The organism is Rugamonas rivuli, assembly GCF_009380165.1.
Lineage (GTDB): Bacteria > Pseudomonadota > Gammaproteobacteria > Burkholderiales > Burkholderiaceae_D > Rugamonas > Rugamonas rivuli.
Genome location: NZ_WHUF01000002.1, coordinates 110,384 through 132,300, shown reverse-complemented (window position 1 = coordinate 132,300; position 21,917 = coordinate 110,384). Strand labels below are relative to the sequence as shown.

General features: G+C 64.4%; 23 protein-coding genes. 6 read left to right on the top strand and 17 right to left on the bottom strand.

Going from position 1 to position 21,917, the window contains the following annotated elements:
* The first annotated feature begins 178 nt into the window (after window positions 1-178).
* On the top strand, window positions 179-421 hold the full coding sequence (locus GEV01_RS05780) for a hypothetical protein (protein ID WP_071849877.1): 243 nt from the start codon (window positions 179-181) through the stop codon (window positions 419-421).
* A gap of 159 nt (window positions 422-580) precedes the next feature.
* On the opposite strand, the gene bamC is transcribed toward GEV01_RS05780, so the two are convergent.
* The 10 genes from bamC to GEV01_RS05730 form a co-directional block, all read right to left on the bottom strand.
* On the bottom strand, window positions 581-1,696 hold the full coding sequence (gene bamC / locus GEV01_RS05775) for an outer membrane protein assembly factor BamC (RefSeq protein ID WP_152802544.1): 1,116 nt from the start codon (window positions 1,694-1,696) through the stop codon (window positions 581-583).
* Between the two features lie 138 nt (window positions 1,697-1,834).
* Window positions 1,835-2,710: a 4-hydroxy-tetrahydrodipicolinate synthase gene (gene dapA / locus GEV01_RS05770; RefSeq protein WP_152802542.1), complete on the bottom strand. Its 876-nt coding sequence runs from the start codon at window positions 2,708-2,710 to the stop codon at window positions 1,835-1,837.
* An 84-nt stretch (window positions 2,711-2,794) separates the two neighbouring features.
* Entirely contained in the window at window positions 2,795-3,343 is a 549-nt protein-coding gene (locus tag GEV01_RS05765) for a class I SAM-dependent methyltransferase (RefSeq protein WP_152802540.1), read from the bottom strand.
* Window positions 3,340-4,542 (bottom strand): tryptophan--tRNA ligase, encoded by a 1,203-nt coding sequence (locus GEV01_RS05760; protein ID WP_008451074.1) that lies wholly within the window; start codon window positions 4,540-4,542, stop codon window positions 3,340-3,342. The genes GEV01_RS05765 and GEV01_RS05760 overlap by 4 nt, the downstream gene beginning before the upstream one ends.
* Window positions 4,543-4,550: 8 nt before the next feature.
* The gene (locus tag GEV01_RS05755) at window positions 4,551-5,228 is read right to left on the bottom strand and encodes a site-2 protease family protein (protein WP_008451077.1); all 678 of its coding nucleotides are present in this window, start codon (window positions 5,226-5,228) and stop codon (window positions 4,551-4,553) included.
* A 107-nt stretch (window positions 5,229-5,335) separates the two neighbouring features.
* Complete coding sequence (locus GEV01_RS05750; RefSeq protein ID WP_152802538.1) at window positions 5,336-5,959, bottom strand: L-threonylcarbamoyladenylate synthase; 624 nt, start codon at window positions 5,957-5,959, stop codon at window positions 5,336-5,338.
* 43 nt (window positions 5,960-6,002) lie between these two features.
* Window positions 6,003-6,887 carry a protease HtpX gene (gene htpX / locus GEV01_RS05745; RefSeq protein WP_152802536.1) on the bottom strand — a complete coding sequence of 295 codons (885 nt, stop codon included), beginning with the start codon at window positions 6,885-6,887 and terminating at the stop codon, window positions 6,003-6,005.
* Window positions 6,888-7,005: 118 nt separating this feature from the next.
* Window positions 7,006-7,839, bottom strand: a complete 834-nt coding sequence (locus GEV01_RS05740; RefSeq protein ID WP_152802534.1) for a 3',5'-nucleoside bisphosphate phosphatase — start codon at window positions 7,837-7,839, stop codon at window positions 7,006-7,008.
* A 29-nt stretch (window positions 7,840-7,868) separates the two neighbouring features.
* Window positions 7,869-8,909, bottom strand: coding sequence for a threonine ammonia-lyase (locus tag GEV01_RS05735; protein ID WP_152802532.1), 1,041 nt, complete (start codon window positions 8,907-8,909; stop codon window positions 7,869-7,871).
* 251 nt (window positions 8,910-9,160) lie between these two features.
* Entirely contained in the window at window positions 9,161-10,045 is an 885-nt protein-coding gene (locus tag GEV01_RS05730; protein ID WP_152802530.1) for an alpha/beta fold hydrolase, read from the bottom strand.
* A gap of 155 nt (window positions 10,046-10,200) precedes the next feature.
* Between GEV01_RS05730 and GEV01_RS05725 the strand changes: the two genes are divergently transcribed.
* Both GEV01_RS05725 and hslO read left to right on the top strand, forming a co-directional pair.
* The gene (locus GEV01_RS05725; RefSeq protein WP_152802528.1) at window positions 10,201-10,725 is read left to right on the top strand and encodes a gamma carbonic anhydrase family protein; all 525 of its coding nucleotides are present in this window, start codon (window positions 10,201-10,203) and stop codon (window positions 10,723-10,725) included.
* A gap of 3 nt (window positions 10,726-10,728) precedes the next feature.
* Complete coding sequence (hslO, locus tag GEV01_RS05720; RefSeq protein ID WP_152802526.1) at window positions 10,729-11,694, top strand: Hsp33 family molecular chaperone HslO; 966 nt, start codon at window positions 10,729-10,731, stop codon at window positions 11,692-11,694.
* A gap of 25 nt (window positions 11,695-11,719) precedes the next feature.
* Here hslO and GEV01_RS05715 read toward each other — a convergent pair whose 3' ends face one another.
* Window positions 11,720-12,460 (bottom strand): hypothetical protein, encoded by a 741-nt coding sequence (locus GEV01_RS05715; protein WP_152802524.1) that lies wholly within the window; start codon window positions 12,458-12,460, stop codon window positions 11,720-11,722.
* Between the two features lie 2 nt (window positions 12,461-12,462).
* The gene (locus GEV01_RS05710) at window positions 12,463-12,786 is read right to left on the bottom strand and encodes a hypothetical protein (RefSeq protein ID WP_152802522.1); all 324 of its coding nucleotides are present in this window, start codon (window positions 12,784-12,786) and stop codon (window positions 12,463-12,465) included.
* A gap of 120 nt (window positions 12,787-12,906) precedes the next feature.
* Here GEV01_RS05710 and GEV01_RS05705 point away from each other — a divergent pair, with 120 nt between their 5' ends.
* Window positions 12,907-15,303: a TonB-dependent receptor gene (locus GEV01_RS05705; protein WP_152802520.1), complete on the top strand. Its 2,397-nt coding sequence runs from the start codon at window positions 12,907-12,909 to the stop codon at window positions 15,301-15,303.
* The gene (locus tag GEV01_RS05700; RefSeq protein WP_152802518.1) at window positions 15,303-16,481 is read left to right on the top strand and encodes a glycerophosphodiester phosphodiesterase; all 1,179 of its coding nucleotides are present in this window, start codon (window positions 15,303-15,305) and stop codon (window positions 16,479-16,481) included. The genes GEV01_RS05705 and GEV01_RS05700 overlap by 1 nt, the downstream gene beginning before the upstream one ends.
* Window positions 16,482-16,487: 6 nt before the next feature.
* On the opposite strand, the gene GEV01_RS05695 is transcribed toward GEV01_RS05700, so the two are convergent.
* From GEV01_RS05695 to GEV01_RS05685, 3 genes are all read right to left on the bottom strand, one after another.
* Window positions 16,488-17,108 (bottom strand): PEP-CTERM sorting domain-containing protein, encoded by a 621-nt coding sequence (locus tag GEV01_RS05695; protein ID WP_152802516.1) that lies wholly within the window; start codon window positions 17,106-17,108, stop codon window positions 16,488-16,490.
* Window positions 17,109-17,185: 77 nt separating this feature from the next.
* Window positions 17,186-18,574: an ATP-binding protein gene (locus GEV01_RS05690; protein ID WP_328595446.1), complete on the bottom strand. Its 1,389-nt coding sequence runs from the start codon at window positions 18,572-18,574 to the stop codon at window positions 17,186-17,188.
* Window positions 18,571-19,263 carry a response regulator gene (locus GEV01_RS05685; protein WP_152802515.1) on the bottom strand — a complete coding sequence of 231 codons (693 nt, stop codon included), beginning with the start codon at window positions 19,261-19,263 and terminating at the stop codon, window positions 18,571-18,573. Before GEV01_RS05685 ends, GEV01_RS05690 begins: the two co-directional genes overlap by 4 nt.
* A 157-nt stretch (window positions 19,264-19,420) precedes the next feature.
* Between GEV01_RS05685 and GEV01_RS05680 the strand changes: the two genes are divergently transcribed.
* Window positions 19,421-20,200 carry a MipA/OmpV family protein gene (locus tag GEV01_RS05680; protein WP_175022951.1) on the top strand — a complete coding sequence of 260 codons (780 nt, stop codon included), beginning with the start codon at window positions 19,421-19,423 and terminating at the stop codon, window positions 20,198-20,200.
* Here the strand turns inward: GEV01_RS05680 and GEV01_RS05675 are convergent.
* Window positions 20,194-20,601 carry an SRPBCC family protein gene (locus GEV01_RS05675; RefSeq protein WP_152802511.1) on the bottom strand — a complete coding sequence of 136 codons (408 nt, stop codon included), beginning with the start codon at window positions 20,599-20,601 and terminating at the stop codon, window positions 20,194-20,196. The genes GEV01_RS05680 and GEV01_RS05675 overlap by 7 nt on opposite strands.
* 48 nt (window positions 20,602-20,649) lie before the next feature.
* The gene (locus tag GEV01_RS05670) at window positions 20,650-21,915 is read right to left on the bottom strand and encodes an NAD(P)/FAD-dependent oxidoreductase (protein WP_152802509.1); all 1,266 of its coding nucleotides are present in this window, start codon (window positions 21,913-21,915) and stop codon (window positions 20,650-20,652) included.
* Window positions 21,916-21,917: the final 2 nt, after the last annotated feature.

Here is a 21,917-nt window from a genome sequence, read left to right as displayed (position 1 = left end):
TGTTTGTCCTATTGCGACGCACTAAAAATCGCTATAATATTCGGTTAGGAAGTTTCCGTTGTCTGGCAGGCACCATTCTAGGTACGAAAGCCTTCGAAGACGACCTAATGAGCGATAATTACCGGTAATTATTAATCGCAACAATGTGTTTAATTTTGAATTAATTAAGGAAAACCCCATGAAAAAATCCCTGCTGATCGTTTCCCTGCTGGCTGTTGCTCTGGCTGCTTGCTCCAAAAAAGAAGAAGCTCCTGCTGCTCCAGCTCCAGTAGCTGCTCCAGAAGCTGCTGCTCCTGCTGCTGCTCCAGCCGCTGCTCCAGCTGCTGACGCTGCTGCTCCAGCCGCTGCTGCTCCTGCTGCTTCGGACGCTGCTGCTGCTCCAGCCGCTTCGGCTGCTGCTGCTCCTGCTGCTTCGAAGTAATCAGCTTGCGAAAAAACCCGCTAGCCTGAACGCGCTCAAGATCGCGTTCAGTGCCAGCGGGTTTTTTTTCGTCTCAAGCTTTTGCATCCAAATGGAAAGAACCATGTCGATGCAGATATAAAAAAACCGGCTAAAGCCGGTTTTTTATTTTGTATCGTTTTATTTCAATTGCTCGTGCAGCAGCGTCAGGATCTTATCGGCGACCGGCGACGCTTCCGCTTTGCCGGCATTGCTCAACACGGTAACGGTGCTGCTATTGCCCGCGCCGGCTTTCACCGAAATGCGGTAGCGCTGCGCTTCCTTATCGGCTTCCGACGACGAACCCCAGCTGAACAGCTTGCCGAAGAAGCCCTTGGTTTCCGTCGTGTCGTCGACGTAGCGGACGAAGTAAGTACCCTGGGTGCGGTCGCGGTCTTCAACCGTGAAGCCTGCGCGGTCCAGCGCCAGGCCGACACGGCGCCAGGCGCGGTCGAAGCCCTCGTCCACCTGCACGGCACGCTCGGCGCCTGCACCTACCAGCGATGCATGCTGCGGTTGCACAATCGCGCCATCGACGGCGGTCTTGGCTTGCGCTACTTCAGCGCCATTGCCCAGCTTGGTCATCAGGCGCGCCAGGAATTCAGCTTCCAGGCCAGGATCGTTAGGACGCGGGGTCCAGGTGGTCGATTCCTTCTGGGCGCCGGTGACAACTTCCTGCGCGCCGCGATGGCTGACGTAGATCTCGCTGGCGCCGTCGGCGCGGCGTTCGATGCGGGTGCGGAACTTGTCGCGCTCGCCGCTCGAATAAACCGAGTCGAAGACCTTGCCGATGGTATTGCGGATGAAATCTTGCGGAATCTTCGCGCGGTTTTCGTTCCACTCGGTTTCCATGGTGCCGGCGGTGGCGTTTTCCTTGGCCAGCACGAAGCCCGAATCTTCCCAGAACTGCTTCAGCTGCGGCCACAGTTGCTCAGGCGTCTGCTTGATCACCAGCCAGCGCTGGTTGCCGTCGCGCTCGACCTTGATATCGTTGATGCTGGTCGGTACCACGGTACCGGCCGCAGGCGTGCCTGGAACGATGGCGCCAGGACCGGCGACGATGCCCTTGGAAGCGTTGTAGCCGGAAGCGGTAGCGACGCCGTTGTTCGAATCCGGCAGCGAGTAGCGGTTATCTTTCTGCAATTGCGTCAGGTCCGGCGGCACGTCCAGCGTGCTGGCCTTCTTGGCGGACTTGTAGTCCACTTTATCGTTACCGACAACGGAGCTGATCATGCCGCAACCGGTCAAACTGGCCATCAATGCGCCTACTACGACGGCGCGCTGCGAGGAAATAGAAGCTGTCTTGCGAATAGTCATGTCGTTACTGTTTAAGAAGCTGAAAAGCAGCAAATCAGGGTTGATCCGAACCGAAGTCGGGGCTTGTTGCTAAGGTTTTTACAGCACGCCGGCTTCTCGCAGGGCCGCGCGCACCGCTTCGTGGCAGTCGGCCGCCAGCGGCACCAGCGGCAGACGGATGCCGGCGGGCATTTTGCCCATTTCCGCCAGCGCCCATTTGACCGGCACCGGATTCGGCTCGATGAACAGTTTTTGATGCAGCGGGAACATTTTATTGTTCAGTTCCACTGCCTTGGCGATATTGCCGGCGATCGCCGCTTCGCACATGTCGGCCATGTCGCGCGGGGCAACGTTGGCGGTGACGGAGATGTTGCCGGCGCCGCCGGCCAGCATCAGCGCCATCGCGGTCGGATCGTCGCCCGAGTACACGGCGAACGATTTCGGCGCCAGGCGCAGCAGGTCGTAGCCGCGGCCGATGTTGCCGGTCGCATCTTTCACGCCGACGATGTTAGGGATTTGCGCCAGGCGCAGGATGGTGTCGTTGCTCATGTCGGCAACGGTACGGCCCGGCACGTTGTACAGGATCACCGGCAGGTCCACCGCTTCGGCGATGGCCTTGAAGTGCTGGTACATGCCTTCCTGGGTAGGACGGTTGTAGTAAGGAACCACTTGCAGCGTGGCGTCCGCACCGGCTTCCTTGGCGAAGCGGGTCAGCTTGATCGCCTCGGCGGTCGAGTTGGCGCCGGCGCCGGCGATGATCGGGATGCGGCCCTTGGCGTGGGCAACCGTCGCCTTGATCAGCGCGCAGTGCTCCTCCACGCTCACCGTGGCCGATTCGCCGGTGGTGCCGGCGATGACGATGCTGTCCGTACCTTCGGCGATGTGCCAGTCGATCAGCTGATTCAGACCCTCGAAGTCCAGACTGCCGTCTGCGTTCATCGGGGTGACGATTGCTACTATGCTGCCCTTAATCATAGGAAACCACTGCATAAAGTATTAAAACAACGATTGTAGACGATAGGCCGCCGATATGGTGCATTCGGGGCGACAAATCGGCCGTCAAAATGGCGGTAAAAGTGCCGCCACGCGGGGAAAATCAGGCTTCACGGCGCACAGACGTTGCACCATGGCAGCTTTCGGCGTATCGATGACGCCGTCTTCGAAGGCCACCACGCGCAAACCGTGGCTGCGCGCCAGTTCCAGCAGCTCGCCGGCCTGCAGCAAAAAGGCCGGATTCGATGGTTTGCCGAACTGGGCATTGCCGTCCGCGAAGGTCTCGTAGATCAGCACGCCATTCGGCGCCAGGCTGGTCAACATGTCGGCGATTAGCGGGCGATGCAGGTAGTTTGTGACCACGATGCCGGCAAATCGGTCGGGACCGAAGGGCCAGGCGGCGCCCGCCTCTTCCAGGTCGATGGCGCTGGTGGTGATTTCCGGTCCGGCCGCGGCGGCCAGCGCCTCGGCGTCGCGGTCCACCGCCACCACAGCATGGCCCAGCGAGGCCAGGTGGCGCGAATGGCGGCCGCTGCCGCAGGCCAGGTCCAGCACTTCGCCGCCCGGGATCAGCGGTGCATAGCGCTGCACCCAAGGAGAGATCAGTTCGCTCATGAGTAGGCCAACCCCATCGCTTCACGCACGTCGCGCATGGTTTCCAGCGCCAGCTTGCGGGCCGCGTCATTGCCGTCGGCGACGATGGCGCGCACCAGCGACGGGTCGTCCAGATATTGCTGGGCGCGCTCGTGCATAGGCTCCTGTTCCTTGACGATGGCGTCGATCACCGGCTGTTTGCATTCGATGCAGCCGATACCGGCGGATTTACATCCTTTTACCACCCATTCCTGGGTAGCGTTGTCGGAATACACCTGATGGAACTGCCAGACCGGGCAACGGGCCGGATCGCCGGCGTCGGTGCGGCGCACGCGGGCCGGGTCGGTCGGCATGGTGCGGATCTTCTTTTCGACCGAGGCTTTGTCTTCCCGCAGCGCGATCGAGTTGCCATAGCTCTTGGACATCTTGCGACCATCCAGGCCCGGCAGGCGCGAGGCGGCCGTCAGGCGGGCTTGCGGTTCGACCAGGATCAGCTTGCGGCTGCCTTCCAAGTAGCCGAACAGGCGCTCGCGGTCGCCCATCGACAGGCTCTGGGCGTCGTCCAGCATGGCTTTAGCCTGCTCCAGCGCCTCTTCCTTGCCGTCCTGCTGGTATTCGGTGCGCAGTTCGTTGTAGAGCTTGGCGCGCTTGCTGCCCAGCTTCTTGACGGCGTCCTGCGCCTTCTCTTCGAAGCCCTTTTCCTTGCCATACAAGTGATTAAAACGGCGCGCAATTTCGCGCATCATCTCGATATGCGGCACCTGGTCGTCGCCTACCGGCACCTGGCTGGCGCGGTAGATCAGCACGTCGGCGGCCTGCAGCAGAGGGTAGCCGAGGAAGCCGTAGGTGGCCAGGTCTTTGTTGGCCAGGTTCTCGATCTGGTCCTTGTAGGTCGGCACGCGCTCCAGCCAGCCCAGCGGCGTGGCCATGGACAGCAGCAGGTGCAGCTCGGCATGTTCCGGCACGCGCGACTGGATGAACAGCGTGGACTGCGACGGATCGATGCCAGCGGCCAGCCAGTCGACCAGCATGTCCCAGGTGCTGCGCTCGATGACGGTCGGGTCGTCGTAGTGCGTGGTCAGCGCGTGCCAGTCGGCCACGAAGAACAGGCATGGCAACTCGGACTGCATCTTGATCCAGTTCTTCAAGGCGCCGTGATAGTGGCCCAGGTGCATGGCCCCGGTGGGGCGCATGCCGGATACAACACGATCGGGATACATAGTCGGGCTCAGCTCAGAATGAAAATAAGGGGGTACAACAGCACATAGAAGATGCTTTGCAAGAAGTGCATGCCGCCGACCAGGAAGCCGGTCAACAAGCCGAACTGCATCATCAGGATCAGGCCGATGAACACGTACATGCCGTAGCGCTCGATCTGCGCGTACTTGCGCGCAAGTGGCATCGGCAGGATGCCGGTGACGATGCGGCCGCCATCGAGCGGCGGCAGCGGTATCAGGTTGAAGATGCACATCGCCGAGTTCACGCCATAGCCAGCCTCGGCCATCTTGACGAAGAAGTCGTCCGGCGGCATGCCCAGCGCCTGGATCATCACCACCCACAGCGCCATCCAGCCCAGGCCCATGGCGAAGTTGGCCGCCGGACCGGCAGCCGCCACCAGCGCCATCTGCTTCTTCGGATTGCGCAGGCGGCCGAAATCGACCGGCACCGGCTTGGCGTAGCCGAGCGCAGGCAAGTGCAGCAGGCTCAGGATCAGCGGCAGGATGATGGTGCCGAAAGGATCGATGTGGCGCAGCGGATTGGCGGTGAGGCGCCCTTCGTTGGCTGCGGTGGGGTCGCCGAAATAGCGGGCGACGTATCCGTGTGCGGCTTCGTGCAGGGAAATTGCAAAAAGAACAGGGATCAGGTAGACCGTGATGGTCTGGATAATACTGTCGGTTTCGTTCATGAGGGGGATTTTACCAGAGGCCGGGTAAGCCACTTGCTGCGCCGTCAGGGGCCGGCGCACTTGCCCTGTTGAATGCCTGACAATGACAGCCCAGGCTTAGGCCGGGCTTACAGGCCGAACATGGCCGCATCGCCCCTGCCCTGGCGCACCAGCTCGGCGTCCGAACCGGTGAGGTCGATCACCGTGGTGGGCTCCATGCTGCAGGCGCCGCCGTCGATGATCAGCTCGATCTGCTTGCCGAGGCGTTCGCAGATGGTGTCGGCGTCGTTCAGCGCATCGTCCTCGCCCGGCATGATCAGCGTCGTGCCCAGCAGCGGCTGTTGCAATTCCTCCAACAGCGCGTGGACGATGGCATCCTCGGGCACCCGCAGGCCGATGGTCTTGCGCGACGGATGGCTGAGCCGGCGCGGCACGCACTTGGTCGCTTCCAGGATGAAGGTGAACGGACCCGGCGTGGCCGCCTTCAGCAGGCGGAACTGGCGGTTGTCGACCCGCGCGTAGACGCCGATCTCGCTCAGGTCGCGGCACAGCAGGGTCAGGTGGTGCTTTTCATCGATGCCGCGGATGCGCCGCAGCCGCTCGACGGCGGCCTTGTCATCCAGATGGCAGACCAGGGCATAGCAGGAATCCGTCGGCACGGCGACGATGCCGCCGTCGTGCACGATCTGCGCCGCCTGCTTGATCAGGCGCGGCTGCGGATTGACGGGATGGACCTGGAAAAATTGACTCATATGGCCGCTGCCGGGGCATGCTCCCGGCCGCTGTTAATAACGCTTAGGATTGTACGCTACGCAGGGCGGCAATACGCTGTTCGAACGGCGGGTGGGTCGAAAACAGCGCGCTCCAGCCACCGGCGGCGGTGATGCCGGCCGCCGCGATCGACTGCGGCAAGGAGCCCGGCTCCATGCCGTTCAGGCGGGCCAGCGCGTGCTGCATCGGCACACTGCTGCCCAGCAGCTTGGCGGAGCCGGCGTCGGCGCGGAATTCGCGCTGGCGCGAGAACCAGGCCACGATCAGCGAGGCGGCCAGACCGAAGATGATCTCGCACACGAATACCGTCACCATGTACCCGATGCCAGGGCCACGGCGCTCATTGTCGTTATTCTTCAGCAGCATGTTGTCAACGAAGAAGCCCACCACCCGCGCCAGGAACACCACGAAGGTATTCACCACGCCCTGGATCAGGGTCATCGTCACCATGTCGCCGTTGGCGATGTGGGCGACTTCGTGGCCCAGCACAGCTTCGACTTCGTCGCGGTTCATGTTTTCCAGCAGGCCGGTGGACACCGCCACCAGCGCCGAGTTCTTGAAGGCGCCGGTGGCGAAGGCGTTCGGCTCGCCGTCGTAGACCGCCACTTCCGGCATGCCAATGCCGGCGCGCTCGGACAGCGCCTTGACGGTGTTGACCAGCCACAGCTCGGTCGACGACGACGGCGCGGCGATCACGCGGGCGCCGGTCGACCACTTGGCCATCGGCTTGCTGATCAGCAGCGAGAAGATCGCGCCGGTAAAGCCCACCACCAGCGAAAACGCCAGCAGGCTGCCCAGTTGCAGCGTGTTGCCCGATCCCGGACGGCCTATGCCCAGCAGCGACAGGACGATGGACAACACCAGCATCACGGCGAGGTTGGTGGCGATAAACAGGATGATGCGTTTCATGGGAGGGTCTCCGGTACAGGCAAAAAATTTGCCCAAATCATAAGGTATGACCGTGCGAACGCAAATGCAAGATACAAGCTCTTACAACGCGCCGGTAATCGACGCGGTAATTTACCGATTAAAACCAGTCGTGCCAGACGGGTGTGACGTTGGCCGGCAGCGGCGGCAGCAGCGCGAAATCGACGCGGGATTCGCCCGGCGCATGGAAATCGGTGCCGCGCGAAGCCAGAAAACCGTAGCTGTTGGCCAGCTGGGCGTAGACCGCGTACTGGTCCGGCGTATGGCTGCCGGTGACGACCTCGATCGCCGTGCCGCCCAGCTGCTTGAATTCGTCGAACAACTGGCCCTGCGCCAGCTGGCTGAACTTGTAGCGGCCCGGATGGGCGATCACCGCGACGCCGCCGGCGCCGCGTATCCAGTTGACCGAATCGGCCAGCGTGGCCCAGCAATGCGGCACGTAGCCGGGCTTGCCTTCGGACAGGTATTTCTTGAACACTTCGGGGATGTTGGCGCAGGCGCCCACTTCCACCAGGTAGCGTGCAAAGTGGGTGCGCGACATCAGGTCGGGATTGCCGACATACTTGAGCGCGCCCTCGTAGGCGTCCGGTATGCCGGCCTTGGCCAGCTGATGGGCGATTTCGCGGCCACGGTTGTCGCGGCCGGACCGCGTGCGGGCCAGGCCGGCGACCAGCCCGGCGTTGTGCTCGTCGATCTGCAGGCCGACGATGTGCACGGTTTCGTTGGCCCATGTGATGGAAATCTCCACCCCGGTGACGAAGCGCATGCCCTGCTCCTGGGCGGCTACGCGGGCGGCGGCGATGCCGCCCACTTCGTCATGATCGGTCAAGGCCCACACGTCCACCCCCGCCTTGCGCGCGTGCTGCGCCACGGCGGCCGGAGCGAGGACGCCGTCGGAAACATTGGAATGGCAGTGCAGATCGACTTTCAACATATGGCTCAGTGATTACGGCAATGAAGTGATCATTGTACGCTGCCTGCGCTCAAACCATGTGCCGCCGCGTCAAGCCCGGCGCTGCGGACGCGCGCGCCCCGCGCCAGCAGCTCGGCGAAGCGCACCGGATCGATGTTCGAACCGCACACCAGCAGCGCCACGCGCTTGCCCGCCAGCCGTTCGCGCAGCGGCCCGAACAGGGCGGCCGTCGCCACAGCCGCCGCCGGTTCCGCCACCAGCTTGGCGTCGCGGAACAGGTGCAGCATCGCCAGGCAGATCTCGTCGTCGTTGACCCGCACCACTTCGTCGACGAAGCGGCGGCATACGCCGAAACTGTAGGCCATCGCATACGGCGCACCCAGGCTGTCGGCCACGGTGTCGACCCGCTCCAACGCTTCCGGCCGGCCCGAGGCGAAGCTACGGTACAGCGCATCGGCGCCGTAGGGCTCCACGCCGTACACCGCGCAGGCCGGGTTGATCTGCTTGACGGCGGCGGCGATGCCCGCGCACAGGCCGCCGCCGCCCACAGGCACCACTACCGCGTCCAGCTGCGGGATCTGCGCCATCAATTCCAGGCCGATGGTCGCCGTGCCCTGCGCCGTCAGCGGCCCCTCGTAGGGGTGCAGCATGGTGCGAGCCTCGTCCCGCTCGATCTCGCGGCCGCGCGCGAAGGCCTGGTGCACATCGGGCATCAGCAGCACTTCGGCGCCCAGCTCGCGGCAGGCGGCGATGCGGGCAGGGCTGGCGTGCTGCGGCATCGCCACCTTGGCGCTGCACCCGGCAAGCCGTGCGGCATAGGCCGCCGCGATCGCGTGGTTGCCGGCACTGACGGCGACGATGCCGCGACGCCGTGCCGCCTCGTCCAGCGCCGCGATGCAGTTGAGGGCTCCGCGCAACTTGAAGGTGCCGGTCTTCTGGAACAATTCCAGTTTCAGCCAGACTTCGCCGCCGGCCAATTGTTCTTCGATGACGCCGGTCTGCCAGCGCCACACGGGCGTTTCAAGGATCTTGCCTTGCAGGCGATGGGCGGTGTCGCGGATCTCGGCCAGCGAGGGATAGGATGTGCTCATGGTGCTGCTCCATAAAATATTCGAGGGAATGCGGGCTGAGCCCGTGGAGGCTGGGGGCGCCGAGCACCGGCGCAGCCGCAGCTCAGCGACCCTGAATAATTCGAATAATGGAGACGGCGGACAGGCTCCGACCGGCCAACGCAGCGGCACCAGCGTCGGAAGCGACGTGGCGGCGGGTTGGCAAGATGGTCGGATAAGAGGTCATGTGTTCAATCATGCCAAATAGCTAAAGCCTTGGCAAGCGATTCCGCTTAGCGCGCCAGGAAGGCTTCGATCAGGTGGGCCAGCTCCTCGGGCTGGTCGTGGTGCAGCATGTGGCCGGCGTCGGCCAGCACCTTGCATTCGAGGTCGCGCAGGTGCGCCAGGCGGCGCTCCAGTTCGGCACGCCCCTCCTGCTCGCCGCCCATCCAGGTCCACATATTGGTCTGCTCGGCCTCCACCCACAGCACCGGCGCCGTGATCGCGCTCCAGCACGCCATGATGTCTTCCACATGGTAGGGCAGCGGGCCGGGCTGTTTGTGCGCCGGATCGCCGAGAATTTCCCATTCGCCCGCATCGTTCTGCGCCGACCAGTGCTGCGCCAGGAAGGCCGCGCGCTCGTCGCCGAGGCGCGGGTTGGTCTTTTGCAGACGGGCCGCGACGGCCGCCTGCGACGGGTAGTTGCGCAGCTCGGGCTGCTCCAGCAGCGCGTCCATCCACTTGGCGTAGCGGCCCGGCGCCTGCTCCGGCTTGCTGGAGCGCAGGCCGCCGCCCTCCAGGTTGATCAGCTTGCGGATGCGCTCCGGCCGCGCGCCGGCGTACAGCCCGACCACGTTGCCGCCCATGCTGTGCCCCAGCAGATTGACCGCCTCGTCCGGCGAGTAGTGGCGCAGGATCGCATCCAGGTCGGCCAGGTAGTCGGGGAACCAGTAGGTATCGCCGCCGCAGCGCTGCGACAGGCCGAAACCGCGCCAGTCCGGCGCGATCACATGCCAGTCGCCCTGCAGGGCGTCGACCACGAACTGGAACGAGGCGCCGACATCCATCCAGCCGTGCAGCATGAAGATTTTGGGAGCGCCATCCCGCCCCCAGTGGCGCACGTGGCAGCGCAGGCCACGGATGGTCAGGAATTCCGAGCGGGACGAAGTGAAGGTCATGATGGTCCTTGAAAATGCGTAAGCCGGCGCAATATCGGTTGCTTGCTGGCGATGAAGTAAAATAATAGCACGACCGTTCGATAGCCGCTCAAGCGTAAAATAGCGCCATCCCACCGCTCATCAGCGCTGTATTCAGCACTCAACTAAGGTTTCCAATGTCTATATATCAACTGGGCGAACACGCGCCCGAGATCGATGCATCGTCATTTGTAGCCGACTCTGCCACCATCATCGGCAAAGTCAGCCTGCACGCCAACAGCTCGGTGTGGTTCGGTGCGACCCTGCGCGGCGACAACGAACGCATCACCATCGGCGAAAACAGCAATGTCCAGGAAGGCACGGTCATGCACACCGACATGGGCTACCCGCTCACCGTGGGCAGCAACGTCACCATCGGCCACCAGGCCATGCTGCACGGCTGCACCATCGGCGACGGCGCCCTGATCGGCATCCAGGCCGTGATCCTCAACGGCGCCAAGATCGGCAAGGGCTGCCTGGTCGGCGCCGGCGCGCTGGTCACGGAAGGCAAGGAATTTCCGGACCACTCGCTGATTATCGGCTCGCCGGCCAAGGCCGTGCGCACGCTGACCGCCGACGACGCGGCCCGCCTGCTCGCCAGCGCCGACAGCTATGTCAAGCGCGGCCAACTGTTCAAGACGCAACTCAAAAAGATCGGATAACACATGAGCATTACCCCCATCACCGGCCAGGACACCCTGCAAAAATTCATCTTCGATAACGCCGCCGTGCGCGGCGAGTTCATCGACATTTCCGCCACCTGGCGCGAGGTGCTGTCGCGCCACGCCTACCCTGCCCCGGTCAAGAAACTGCTGGGCGAGATGGTGGCTGCGGCCGCGCTGCTGTCGGCCAACCTGAAGTTCAACGGCACCATCATCATGCAGATCCACGGCGACGGCCCGCTGCGCCTGCTGGTGGTCGAATGCGACGCCGACCTGAACCTGCGCGCCACCGCCAAGCTCGATCCCGACGCGGCCATCGCCGACGACGCCAAGCTGCAAGCGCTGCTGAACGAGCATGGCAAGGGCCGCTTCATCATCACGCTCGACCCGGCCGACAAGATGCCTGGCCAGCAGCCTTACCAGGGCATCGTGCCGCTGGACGGCGACGATGTCAGCACCGTCATCGAAAACTACATGCTGCGTTCGGAACAGCTGGACACCAAGCTGTGGCTGGCGGCGGACGACAACGTCTCGCGCGGCCTGCTGCTGCAAAAGCTGCCTTACAACGGCGGCAAGACCGCCGTCGAGACCGCGCCGCTGACCGAAGACGACGCGCTGGAAACCTGGAACCGCGCCGTGATCCTCGGCTCCACGCTGAAGGAAGCGGAACTGCTGTCGACCACCATCGACGTGCTGATGGAGCGCCTGTTCTGGGAGGAGACCATCCGCGTGTTTGAGCCGCTGCACCCTGCCTTCCACTGCACCTGCACGCGCGAGAAGGTCGGCAATATGTTGAAGATGCTGGGCCGCGCCGAAGTCGACAGCGTGCTGGAAGAGCAAGGCCACGTCGGCGTCAACTGCGACTTCTGCGGCCAGCACTACGACTACGACAAGGTCGACTGCGCCCAGCTGTTCGCCACCGATGCGCCGGTCGAAGCGCTGATCCCGGCTGGTGAAGTGAAGCACTAAACCCCTCGGGCTGTCCCCGTCGGGGTCAGCCCTCCAACGCCTTCGGCGGCGCCAGCTCGGCGCGCGCTGCGGGGTCCGCCACGTAGCGGCTGATGGCGCCGACCAGCACGGGCAGATCGATGCCGAAGTGCGTCGTCATCAGGAAGATATCGGCGCCAATCCAGCCTCGGCTTTGCCCAACGTATTTCAGGAATTTGCCCAGCTTGGCGGGTGGCGTGACGTCGCAGGTTTCCGGTGCGTCGAGCGATAGCAGCAGCACCGGATTGCGGTGCATCTCGCCGGCGGACACCCGCGCTATCCGGTCCCATGGCAGCAGCACCGCCCAGCTCTTGAAGCCCAACACCAATCCGTCCGGCCTGAACTCGATATATTGGTTTGGCAGATACCCCACGGCGACGCCGACCAGCATCAGCGCGCCCACGACGACGATCACCCAAAAGCTGAGCCAGATCAGATACGGCGCGGTGGAACTAAAGACCAGCAGCACGACACCCAGTCCCAGCAGCAAACCGCCAAACAAGACCAGCCGGAGCCGCGAAGGCCGGATGCGCACGCCACCGACAACCTGAACCCCATCCACGCGCTGCCGCGCATAACGCCGCTTGCGCACGATCGTGTTGACGCCCACTGCGGCGCACACGCCGAATAAGGCGATGGTCGTCACGCCGATGTTGAGATCGTGTGGAAGTATCACCAGCCCCATCAGGACAAACATGATCCCGATCGCGGCCAGCGCCCAGTCTTGCAAGCTCGGCTTGGTATCCATGGTCAGAATTTAGCGCAGCGGGTTTCCATCACGTCGATGGAACCCAGGGTCTGGGTGGAGGTGGTGCTGCGCACCAGGTCAACCCGCTCGACGCAGGAACCGCGCAGCAAGCGCTCCTGGTTGCGGGTACAGATCGTCACCGTGCCGGCCGAACTGGTATTGCAGTAAAAGCCTTCGGTCCGCATGCGCACCAGCGCCTGATCCAGCGGCATGCCAGGCTGCACCGTCTGCGTGATGAAGTTGCCCAGCGCCGCCTGGTTCACCGTATAGCAGCCGGCCAGCTGAGCTACCAACCCCGCCAGCGCCAGCATCAAAAGTTTGCGCATCGTGATCCTCTCCTTGTTTGCAGTCAGCAGTGTATCTCACCGGCGTCATGATCCGGTAACACTCAGTGCCTATCATGCGCAAAGTTTTCATTTCCCTCCAACTGGTATTCAAGGCCGATCATGAACAAGAAATTATCCGCAGTGTGCTTCGCCGCGCTGAGCTTCCCCATGCTGGCGATGGCCGCCAACGTCGCCGCCGCCGTGGCCGACATGGCCGCCGACGCACCGGCCACCGCAGCCGGCCACGCTACGGAAGCCGAAGCGGCGGCCGCCGCTCCGGTCGCCACGATCGAAATCGCCACCCGCAGAACCCGCTCCTCGGTCGCGCTGACCAAGGGCGATATGCAGAAGATCCTGCCGGGCATTAACCCGTTGAAGGCATTGCAAACCCTGCCGGGCGTGAGCTTCCAGACCGCCGACCCATGGGGCAACAACGAGCAGAATCTGTCGCTGTTCATCCACGGCTTCAGCGGCCCGCAACTGGGTTACACCATGGACGGCGTGCCGCTCGGCGACCAGCAGTACGGCAACTACAACGGCCTGTCGCCACAGCGCGCCGTCATCAGCGAGAACGTCGGCAACGTCATCCTGTCGTCCGGCGCCGGCGACCTGTCGACCGCGTCCACCAGCAACCTGGGCGGCACCATCGAGACTTTCTCCAGCGATCCGCAGCGCAGCCGCAACCTGGCCGTGCAGCAGACCGTCGGCAGCTACAACACTTCGCGCACCTTCCTGCGCTACGACACCGGCGACTTCGGCAGCGGCAACAGCGCCTACATCTCGGCCGTCCACCACGAGCAAAAGGCCTGGGACTTCAACGGCCGCCAGGGCGGCGACCAGGTCAACGCCAAGTATGTCAACCAGAGCAACGCCGGCAAGCTGACGCTGTTCTTCAACTATTCGGACAAGATCGAGCCGAACGAAGACGCCACCGTGCGCTCGGCCACCGAGAAGTACCAGCCGTACACCCGTCCGTTCATGTACCCGAACTTCCAGACCGCGCTGAACTACCTGTCGCCGACCGGCGCCACGCCTGCGGCCGAAGGCAACAACTACCGCAACTACTACAGCGACGCCCAGCGCAAGGATTACCTGACCTACGCCAAGTTCGACATGAACATCGGCGAATCGACCACCTGGTCCAACCAGGTCTACTACCACAACGACGACGGCGTCGGCGTGGTGGCCGGTCCGATCGGCGTGGCCGGCCTGCCTGGCCTGTTCGCGGTCTACTTCCCCGGCCAGAACCTGAAGCAGGTGTTTGGCAACTCCGGCTACGCCACCCGCACCACCGAATACGCGATCAACCGCAACGGCTGGCTGTCGACCTTGACCAGCGAGTTCGGCAACCACAAGCTGCAAGGCGGCCTGTGGCTGGAGCACAACCGCTCGTCGGCCTACCGCCGCTGGTACGCGCTGGACGTGAACAACCCGAGCTCGCCATACGACCGTCCGAGCAATCCGCTGATCACGCAGTACGGCAGCGAGATCAACAACAAGGTCGCGCAGATCCACCTGCAAGACGAGTGGCGCGTGCGCGACGACCTGGCGCTGCAAGCCGGCTTCAAGTCCAGCCTGCAGTTTGCCGACGGCCAGTTCCCGGTGCAGCCGGCCAAGGGCGCGATCGCCAACGGTTCGCTGGCCCTGCCGGTCGGCGAGATCATCACCAAGAAATGGTTCCTGCCGCAGGTCGGCGCGCGCTGGGACATCACGCCGCAAGACCAGATGTTCGTCAACGTGCAAAAGAATATGCGCCAGTTCGTCACCTACGGCGGCGGTGGCGCCTCGCCGTGGAGCCTGGCGAGCCAGGCCGCGTTCGACCTGTTCAAGAGCACCGCCAAGCCTGAGACCTCGATCACCTACGAGCTGGGCATGCGCACCAGCCACCAGCTGGACCTGGGCCCGCTGAAAGCCTTCGACGGCCAGGTCAGCCTGTACCACGTCGACTTCAAGGACCGCCTGCTGACCATCAGCCCGACGCCGGTGATCACCTCCATCATCGGCGGCAATCCGGTGCTGGCCAACGTCGGCAGCGTCAAGACCGACGGCATCGACATCTCCGGCACGCTGCATTTCGGCCGCATGTTCTCGTTCTACGATGCTGTATCGTTCAACCGTTCGACCTACTCGGACAACTACAACAACGGCAAGGATGTGGTGCCGACCTCCGGCAAGTCCGTGCCGGGCAGCCCGGAGTGGATGAACAAGTTCGTCGCCACGATGACCGTGGCCGACACCGAGTTCCAGCTGATCGGCGACTACGTCGGCAAGCGCTACGCCACCTACACCAACGACCTGGACGTGCCGAGCTACTTCCTGATGAGCCTGGGCGTATCGGGCAAGCTGCCTTTCCTGAACAACAGCTGGGTGAAGAACGCCCGCTACCGTTTGAACGTCAGCAACCTGGCCAATCGCGAAGGCAGCCTGAACGTGGTGGTCGGCGCGGCCAGCGGCACGTACAACACCTTCCCGATCGCACCACGCCAGGGCTTCCTGACTTTGATGGCGGACTTCTGATGAACGGACTGTATTTACCTCAACGCCTGTCGCGGCGCGGCTTCATCCAGACGGCGGCGGCAGCCGGCGCCGCGCTGATGCTGCCCGGCTCCGTGCTGGCGGCGGCCTCGCCTGCCTCGCCCGACCTGTCCGGCATGCCGGGCGTGGGCGCGGTCGGCGCGGGTCCGAAAACCCCGCTGGTGTTCGGCCACCGCGGCGCCAGCGCGCTGCGTCCCGAGCACACGCTGGGCTCGTACGCCAAGGCCATCGCCGACGGCGCCGACTACATCGAGCCCGACCTGTGCAGCACCAAGGATGGCGTGCTGGTCGCGCGCCATGAAGCCTTCCTCAGCGAAACCACCGATGTCGCCAGCCATCCCGAATTCGCCGGCCGCAAGACGCGCAAGACCATCGACGGCGAAACCCACGAAGGCTGGTTCGTCGACGACTTCACGCTGGCCGAGCTGAAGACGCTGCGCGCGGTCGAGCGCCTGCCGCAATACCGTCCGGGCAGCGCCCGGTACGACGGCATGTTCCAGGTGCTGACGTTTGAAGAGATCATCGACTTCACGGCGGCGGAAGCGGCGGCGCGCGGTCGCATCATCGGCCTGGTGCCGGAGCTCAAACATTCGACGTATTTCGCCAGCGTCGGTTTGCCGCTGGAAGACCGTTTCCTGTCCATCCTGGCCGCGCACGACTACACGCGCCGCAATCCGGTCGAGATCCAGTCCTTCGAAGTGGCCAACCTGAAGTACATGCGCGGCAAGCTGGGCCAGCGCGCCAACCTGCGCCTGATGCAGTTGGTGATCGCCGAGAACGTGCGACCGATGGACGTGGCCAAGGCCGGCGGCACGCTGACCTTCGCGCAGATGTGCACGCCGGCCGGCCTGCGCGACATCGCGCAATACGCCGACGTGGTGGCGCCGCCGACGCGCTCGCTGATCCCGCTGAAGAAGGACGGCAGCCTGGACCAGACTAGCTCGCTGGTCGATGATGCGCACAAGGTGGGCTTGCGAGTGGAGCCGTGGACCTTCCGTCCGGAGAATCATTTCCTGGCGGCGGACTTCCGCAACAATGCCGGCGATGCTGCGCGCAACGAGGCAGGCTCGATCGCCGAGATCAAGCGCTACATCGCCACCGGCATGGACGGCTTCTTCACCGACGACCCGGCGCTGGGCCGGGCCGCCATCCTGGGCTGAATGGGTTTAGCGCACTGAGCGGGAGCGACGGCGGGCATAGCCTGCCGTCAGCGCCAGGCCGGCCAGCAGCATGGCGAACTGGCCCGGTTCCGGCACCGGCGACGTGTTCAACACCAGGCGGTCCAGATTCAGGATCTGCTGCTGTTCAGGCGGCAGAATCGAGAAGCGGTAAATCGGCGCGGCGCTGGTGATGCTCAGCGCACCGCGCATGGCTTCCTGGCCGGACAACGGGTTCACCAGCGTATTCGTGGCCAGCACGTGGCCCTGGCTGTCATAGGCCGTCAGCGTCGCATTCCAGAACGAAAAACTCTCGATGGAAATGCCATACACCGGCACGGACAGCGTGGCGACAGGACTGGTCGAACTGATGAAATGGTTCTGCGCATCGCCATCGTAAAACGCCGCCTGCAGCAGCGAACCCTGCGAAAAATGCAGGCCGATGGCGGCGTAACTCTCGCCCAATGGTTGCAGGAACTCGTTCGGGGTCGGCACATCGTCGGCCGTGCCGAGCACGCCATCGGCTCCCGGCAGGTGTTCAAAATCGATGGTGATCGACGCCGCGCCGGCGCTGGCCGAACACGCCAGCGCCACGCACAAGGTGGCTGCAACTTTCAACATCTTCTTCATGATCGGCCTTATAAATTATTTGATAACTTTATAATATGCCAGCATGAATGTATTAACAACACATTTCGTACCGTGCGCTAAGTCAACGGCAGTTGCACCTGCGCCAGCAAGCCGCCGCCCTGGGCGTCGCCCAGCTCGATGCGGCCACCATGGCTGGCCGCCGCCGAGGCGGCGATCGCCAGCCCCAAGCCACTGCCGCTCTTGGTCTGCTGCGGATCGCGGAAGAAGCGGTCGAACACGCGCAGGCGCAACTCCGGCACGATGCCCGGCCCCTGGTCCTCCACCGTCAGCAAGGCCTGCCCCGCCACCCGCGACAAACTCACCCTGACCACGCCATGCGGCGGACTGTACTTGATCGCGTTCTCCACCAGATTGTCCACCAGCGACACCAGGCTCTCGTGCTGCCCCATCACGCACACCGGCTCCGCCACCGCCAACTCCAACTCAATGCCGTCGCGTGAAGCCAGCCCCGACAAGGCCGCCAGCCTATCCTGCAGCAAGGCGTCCAGCCCCAGCCGCACGTGCGGCTCGCTGCCGGTGGCGTCGCTGCGCATCAGCTGCAACAACTGGCCGACCAGCCGCCCGGCGCGGTTGCCGCTGCTGAGGATGCCGTTCAACAGCTCGCGCTGCACCGGCCCGTTGTCCTGTCCCTGCAAGGCTTCCGCATTGACGCGCATGGCCGCCAGCGGCGTGCGCAGTTCATGCGCGGCGTCGGCGATGAAGCTACGTTCGCGCAGCGCGCTCTGGCTGACCCGCAGCAGCAAGGCGTTGACGCTGTCGACCATCGCCGCCAGTTCGCGGTGCGGCGGCTTGAACTGCAACGGCGTCAGATCATGCGGGCCGCGCGCCGCCACCTCCTGCGCCACCCGCCGCCACGGCCGCATCGCGATGCGGATCGACCACCACGCCGGCAAGGGCAAAAGCGGCAGGCTGATGAGCAAAGGCAGCAGGAAGTAGCCGCGAGAATTAATCGTCACGAACACATTGATCCAGCCGACCGGCGCCGCCGCCGTCAGCCACATGTCCGACCGCCGCGAGCGCACGGTGCGCGCGCGGTAACGCTCGCCTTGGATATACACGGTTTCCACGCCGTCCGCGCCCTTGCCGCTCAGAGCCAGCGACGCCGCCTTCGAACGGTAGACCAGGCGCTCGCCCTGCCAGACCAGCAGCATCGGCCCCAGCTCGTGCAGCTCGCTGGCATCGAATTCCTCGCGCAGCGCCTCGTCGATGGCGAGCAGGCTTTGCTGCTGCAGCACCGGTTGGCTGGCCAGGTTCTCCGCCACGCGGATGACCGCATCGAAAGACTTGGTGGAGTTCAGATAGCTGGAGCTGTCGCCGCCATTGTGGACGATGAGGGTAATCACGCCGCCCCACATCACCAGCACCAGCACCACCTGCACCATCATCAGCCGCCGCGCCAGCGTCGGCTCGGCGACCACGCGCCACAGGCGCCGCAGCCAATTCACGCGGCACCGCCGCGCGCCTGCTGGTCGATCACGTAGCCGATGCCGCGCACGGTGCGGATATAGCCCTCGCCTATCTTGCGCCGCAGGTTGGCCATGTGCACGTCCAGCGTGTTGCTGGCGTTGGTCTGGCTGCCGGGCAGGGTTTGCTCCTCCAGCACGCGCCGCGTCAGCACGCGGTCGGTGCGCATCATCAGCATCTTGAGCAGCGCATATTCGCTGGCGGTCAGCTCCACCGCGCGCCCGCCCACGCTGACGCGCCGCGTCGGCGCATGCAGCGCCAGGCCGCGCACTTCGATGCTCTCGCCGTCGAAGCCGTAGCTGCGCCGCGCCAGCGCGCGCACCCGCGACAGCAGCTCGGCCAGCACGAAGGGCTTGACCAGGTAGTCGTCGGCGCCCCGGTCGAGGCCGGACAAGCGGTCGTCCAGCGTATCGCGCGCGCTGAGGATCAGCACCGGCAGGCCGCCGCTGTCGCCCTGCACCGGGTTGCGGCGCAACTGGGCGAGCAGGGCCAGGCCATCGCCGTCGGGCAAGCCCAGGTCGAGCAGCACCAGGTCGCAGCCATCGTGCGCCAGGCTGCGTGCGGCGTCGTCCAGGGTGCGTACCCAGACCACGTCCATGCCCTGCTCCGACAGCGCGATGCGCACGCCGTTGCCCAGGTCCAGGTCGTCTTCTATCAGCAGGATTTTCATAGGCGGTATTAGAACATCCGAATCTGAAGATGAGCTAAAGAACCATCTTCATGCTTTCTTCATCAAAGGCTCAGATTGCCTTCATGCGTGGTGAACATACTGCTCGCAGTTTACCGGGCCATTGGGGCGCCGGCACTACTTTTGAATGGACTTCACCATGAACTTACGCCTGATCTCCGCAGCCGCCGCTTGCCTGCTGCTGCCCACCCTGGCCCTTGCGGCCGACGACAGCCAACTCATGCTCGGCGGCGGCGTGGCCGCCGGTGCGCGCTACTCCGGCTCCAAGCAGAACACCGTCGCACCGGTGATCCTGATCGATTACAGCCATGCCAGCGGCTTCTTCGCCAGCACCCTGCGCGGCATCGGCTACGGCGGCGACGGCGGCCCGCTGACCTACAGCGCGGCACTGGGCTATCGCGGCGACCGCAAGGAAAAGAATGAAAAGGGATTGTTCGGCAACACCGGCAGCGCGAACCTGAAGGGCATGGGCGATATCAAGGGCAGCGCCAACGCCATGCTGAGCCTGGGCTACAAGCCCATCCCTTTGCTGGAGCTTAACGTCAGCGCGGACATCCCGCTGTCGCAGCGCGAGAACGGCAAGACCTTCCACACCGGCGTGACGGCGCATTTGCTGGACGCGCCCAACGATAAGATTTCGCTGGGCGTCGGCGCCGGCTTTGCGGACAGCAAATATGCGCAGACCTACTACGGCGTCACCGCCAAGCAGGCGAGCACGTCCAAGTTCAAGGCTTATCAGCCGAAGTCCGGCCTGTACGAAGCCAACGTCATGCTGACATGGCAGCACAAGCTCGACCAGAAATGGGGCATCACCACGATGGTGGGCGCCACTCACCTGCTGCGCGAAGCCGCGCGCAGCCCGCTCACCGAGCGCAAGACCAGCCCCACCGCCGCGGTCTACGTCAGCTACGCCTACTGATTTTCCGCGCAGCGCTTCAGCGCCGCCAGCACGTCGGGGAAATCGCCCACCACCATCGGCCCGAATTCCGCTTCCTGCGGGCCGGTGATCTCGGTGCTGTAGCTGATGCGCGTAAGGCCGGACGGCAGTACTTCGATGCGGTGGAACACCAGCACGCGATTGCCGTCGATGACGGTCTCGTCGGTGAACTCCTGGTTCTCGCGCACGGTCAACAGGGTGCTGGTGAAGATGTCGTCACCCGGCACCTGCATCGTGAAGCGCGTGCCGTCGGCAAAGGGCCCGTGCAGTTCGATATTCACGATGCCGGCGTTCCACTGCTTCCAGCCGGCGACGTCGGACCACAACGCCCAGACAGCCGCCGGCGTGGCGCTTGTTTCTATGCTTGCTACATGAGTCCACATGGAATTCTCCTCGATACGATGGAGAGCGCAGCATAGCCAAGTATTAATTTAAATGCAATCGACGTCCGGCCCGGCCAGCCACTCCCGTCCCTTCAGCATGGCCCGCCAGTACAGGGGCGGCAGCACATGCCGCTTGAGCAGCCAGGCCAGCCGCGACGGGCGGGTGCCCTCGATCAGCCAGCCGGGCAGACTGGGCGACAAGCGGCCGCCATAGCAAAATTCGGCCAGCACCACCTTGCCGCGCTCCACCGTCAGCGGACAGGCGCCGTAGCCGTCGTAGCGCGCGAGGCCTTGCGCTCCCTGTTTGACGCCGCCCAGCGCGGCCAGCACATTGTGCGCCACCACCGGCGCCTGGCGGCGGGCGGCGGCGACGGTCTTGGCGTTGCCGCAGTTGATGACATCGCCCAGCGCATGGATGTTGTCCCATTGCCAGTGCATCAGCGTGGCCGGATCGACGTCCAGCCAGCCGCCCGCGTCGGCCAACGCGCTGCCGCGTATGAAGTCCGGCGGCACCTGCGGCGGCACCACGTGCAGCAAGTCGAAACCGCGCCGGATCTCTTCGCTGCCGCCGCCCGGCAAGGCGCGGCGGAAGGTCGCCGTTCTCGCCGCGCCATCCACCGCGACCAGCGCGTTACCGAAGCGCAGGTCGATGCCATAGGCGTCGACATACTCCATCAACGCCGGCACATAATCCGGAACGCCGAACAGCACGCCACCGGCCGTGCAGAATTCAATCCCGATATCGCCCAGCACGCCGTTGCGGCGCCAATGGTCGGCCGCCAGGTACATCGCCTTTTGCGGCGCACCCGCGCACTTGATCGGCATGGCCGGTTGAGTGAAGAGCGCGCGGCCGCCGCGCAGCTGCCGCACCATCTGCCAGGTGTAGGGCGCCAGCCGGTGCAGGTAGTTCGAGGTGACGCCGTTGCGGCCCAGCGTCCCGGACAGTCCGGCGATGGCGTCCCAGTCCAGCTTCAGGCCGGGACACACCACCAGCTGGCGATAGTGCAGCAGGCCGCCATCGGCCAGCACGATGGCGTCGAGCTGCGGCGCGAAGCCGGCCACCGCCGCCCTGATCCAGCGCGCGCCGCGCGGCATCGCCCTCTCCATCGGCCGGGCGGTGGCGGCGCTGCGCATGGCGCCGCCGCCCACCAGCGTCCAGCCGGGCTGGTAGTAGTGGGTGTCGGCCGGTTCGACGATGGCGACGTCGAGCCCGGGATGCCGCGCCAGCAGGCTGGCCGCCGTGGCGATGCCGGCCGCGCCGCCACCGACGATGACCACCGAGTGCCTGGCCGATATGCGGCTGTGCGTCGACATGG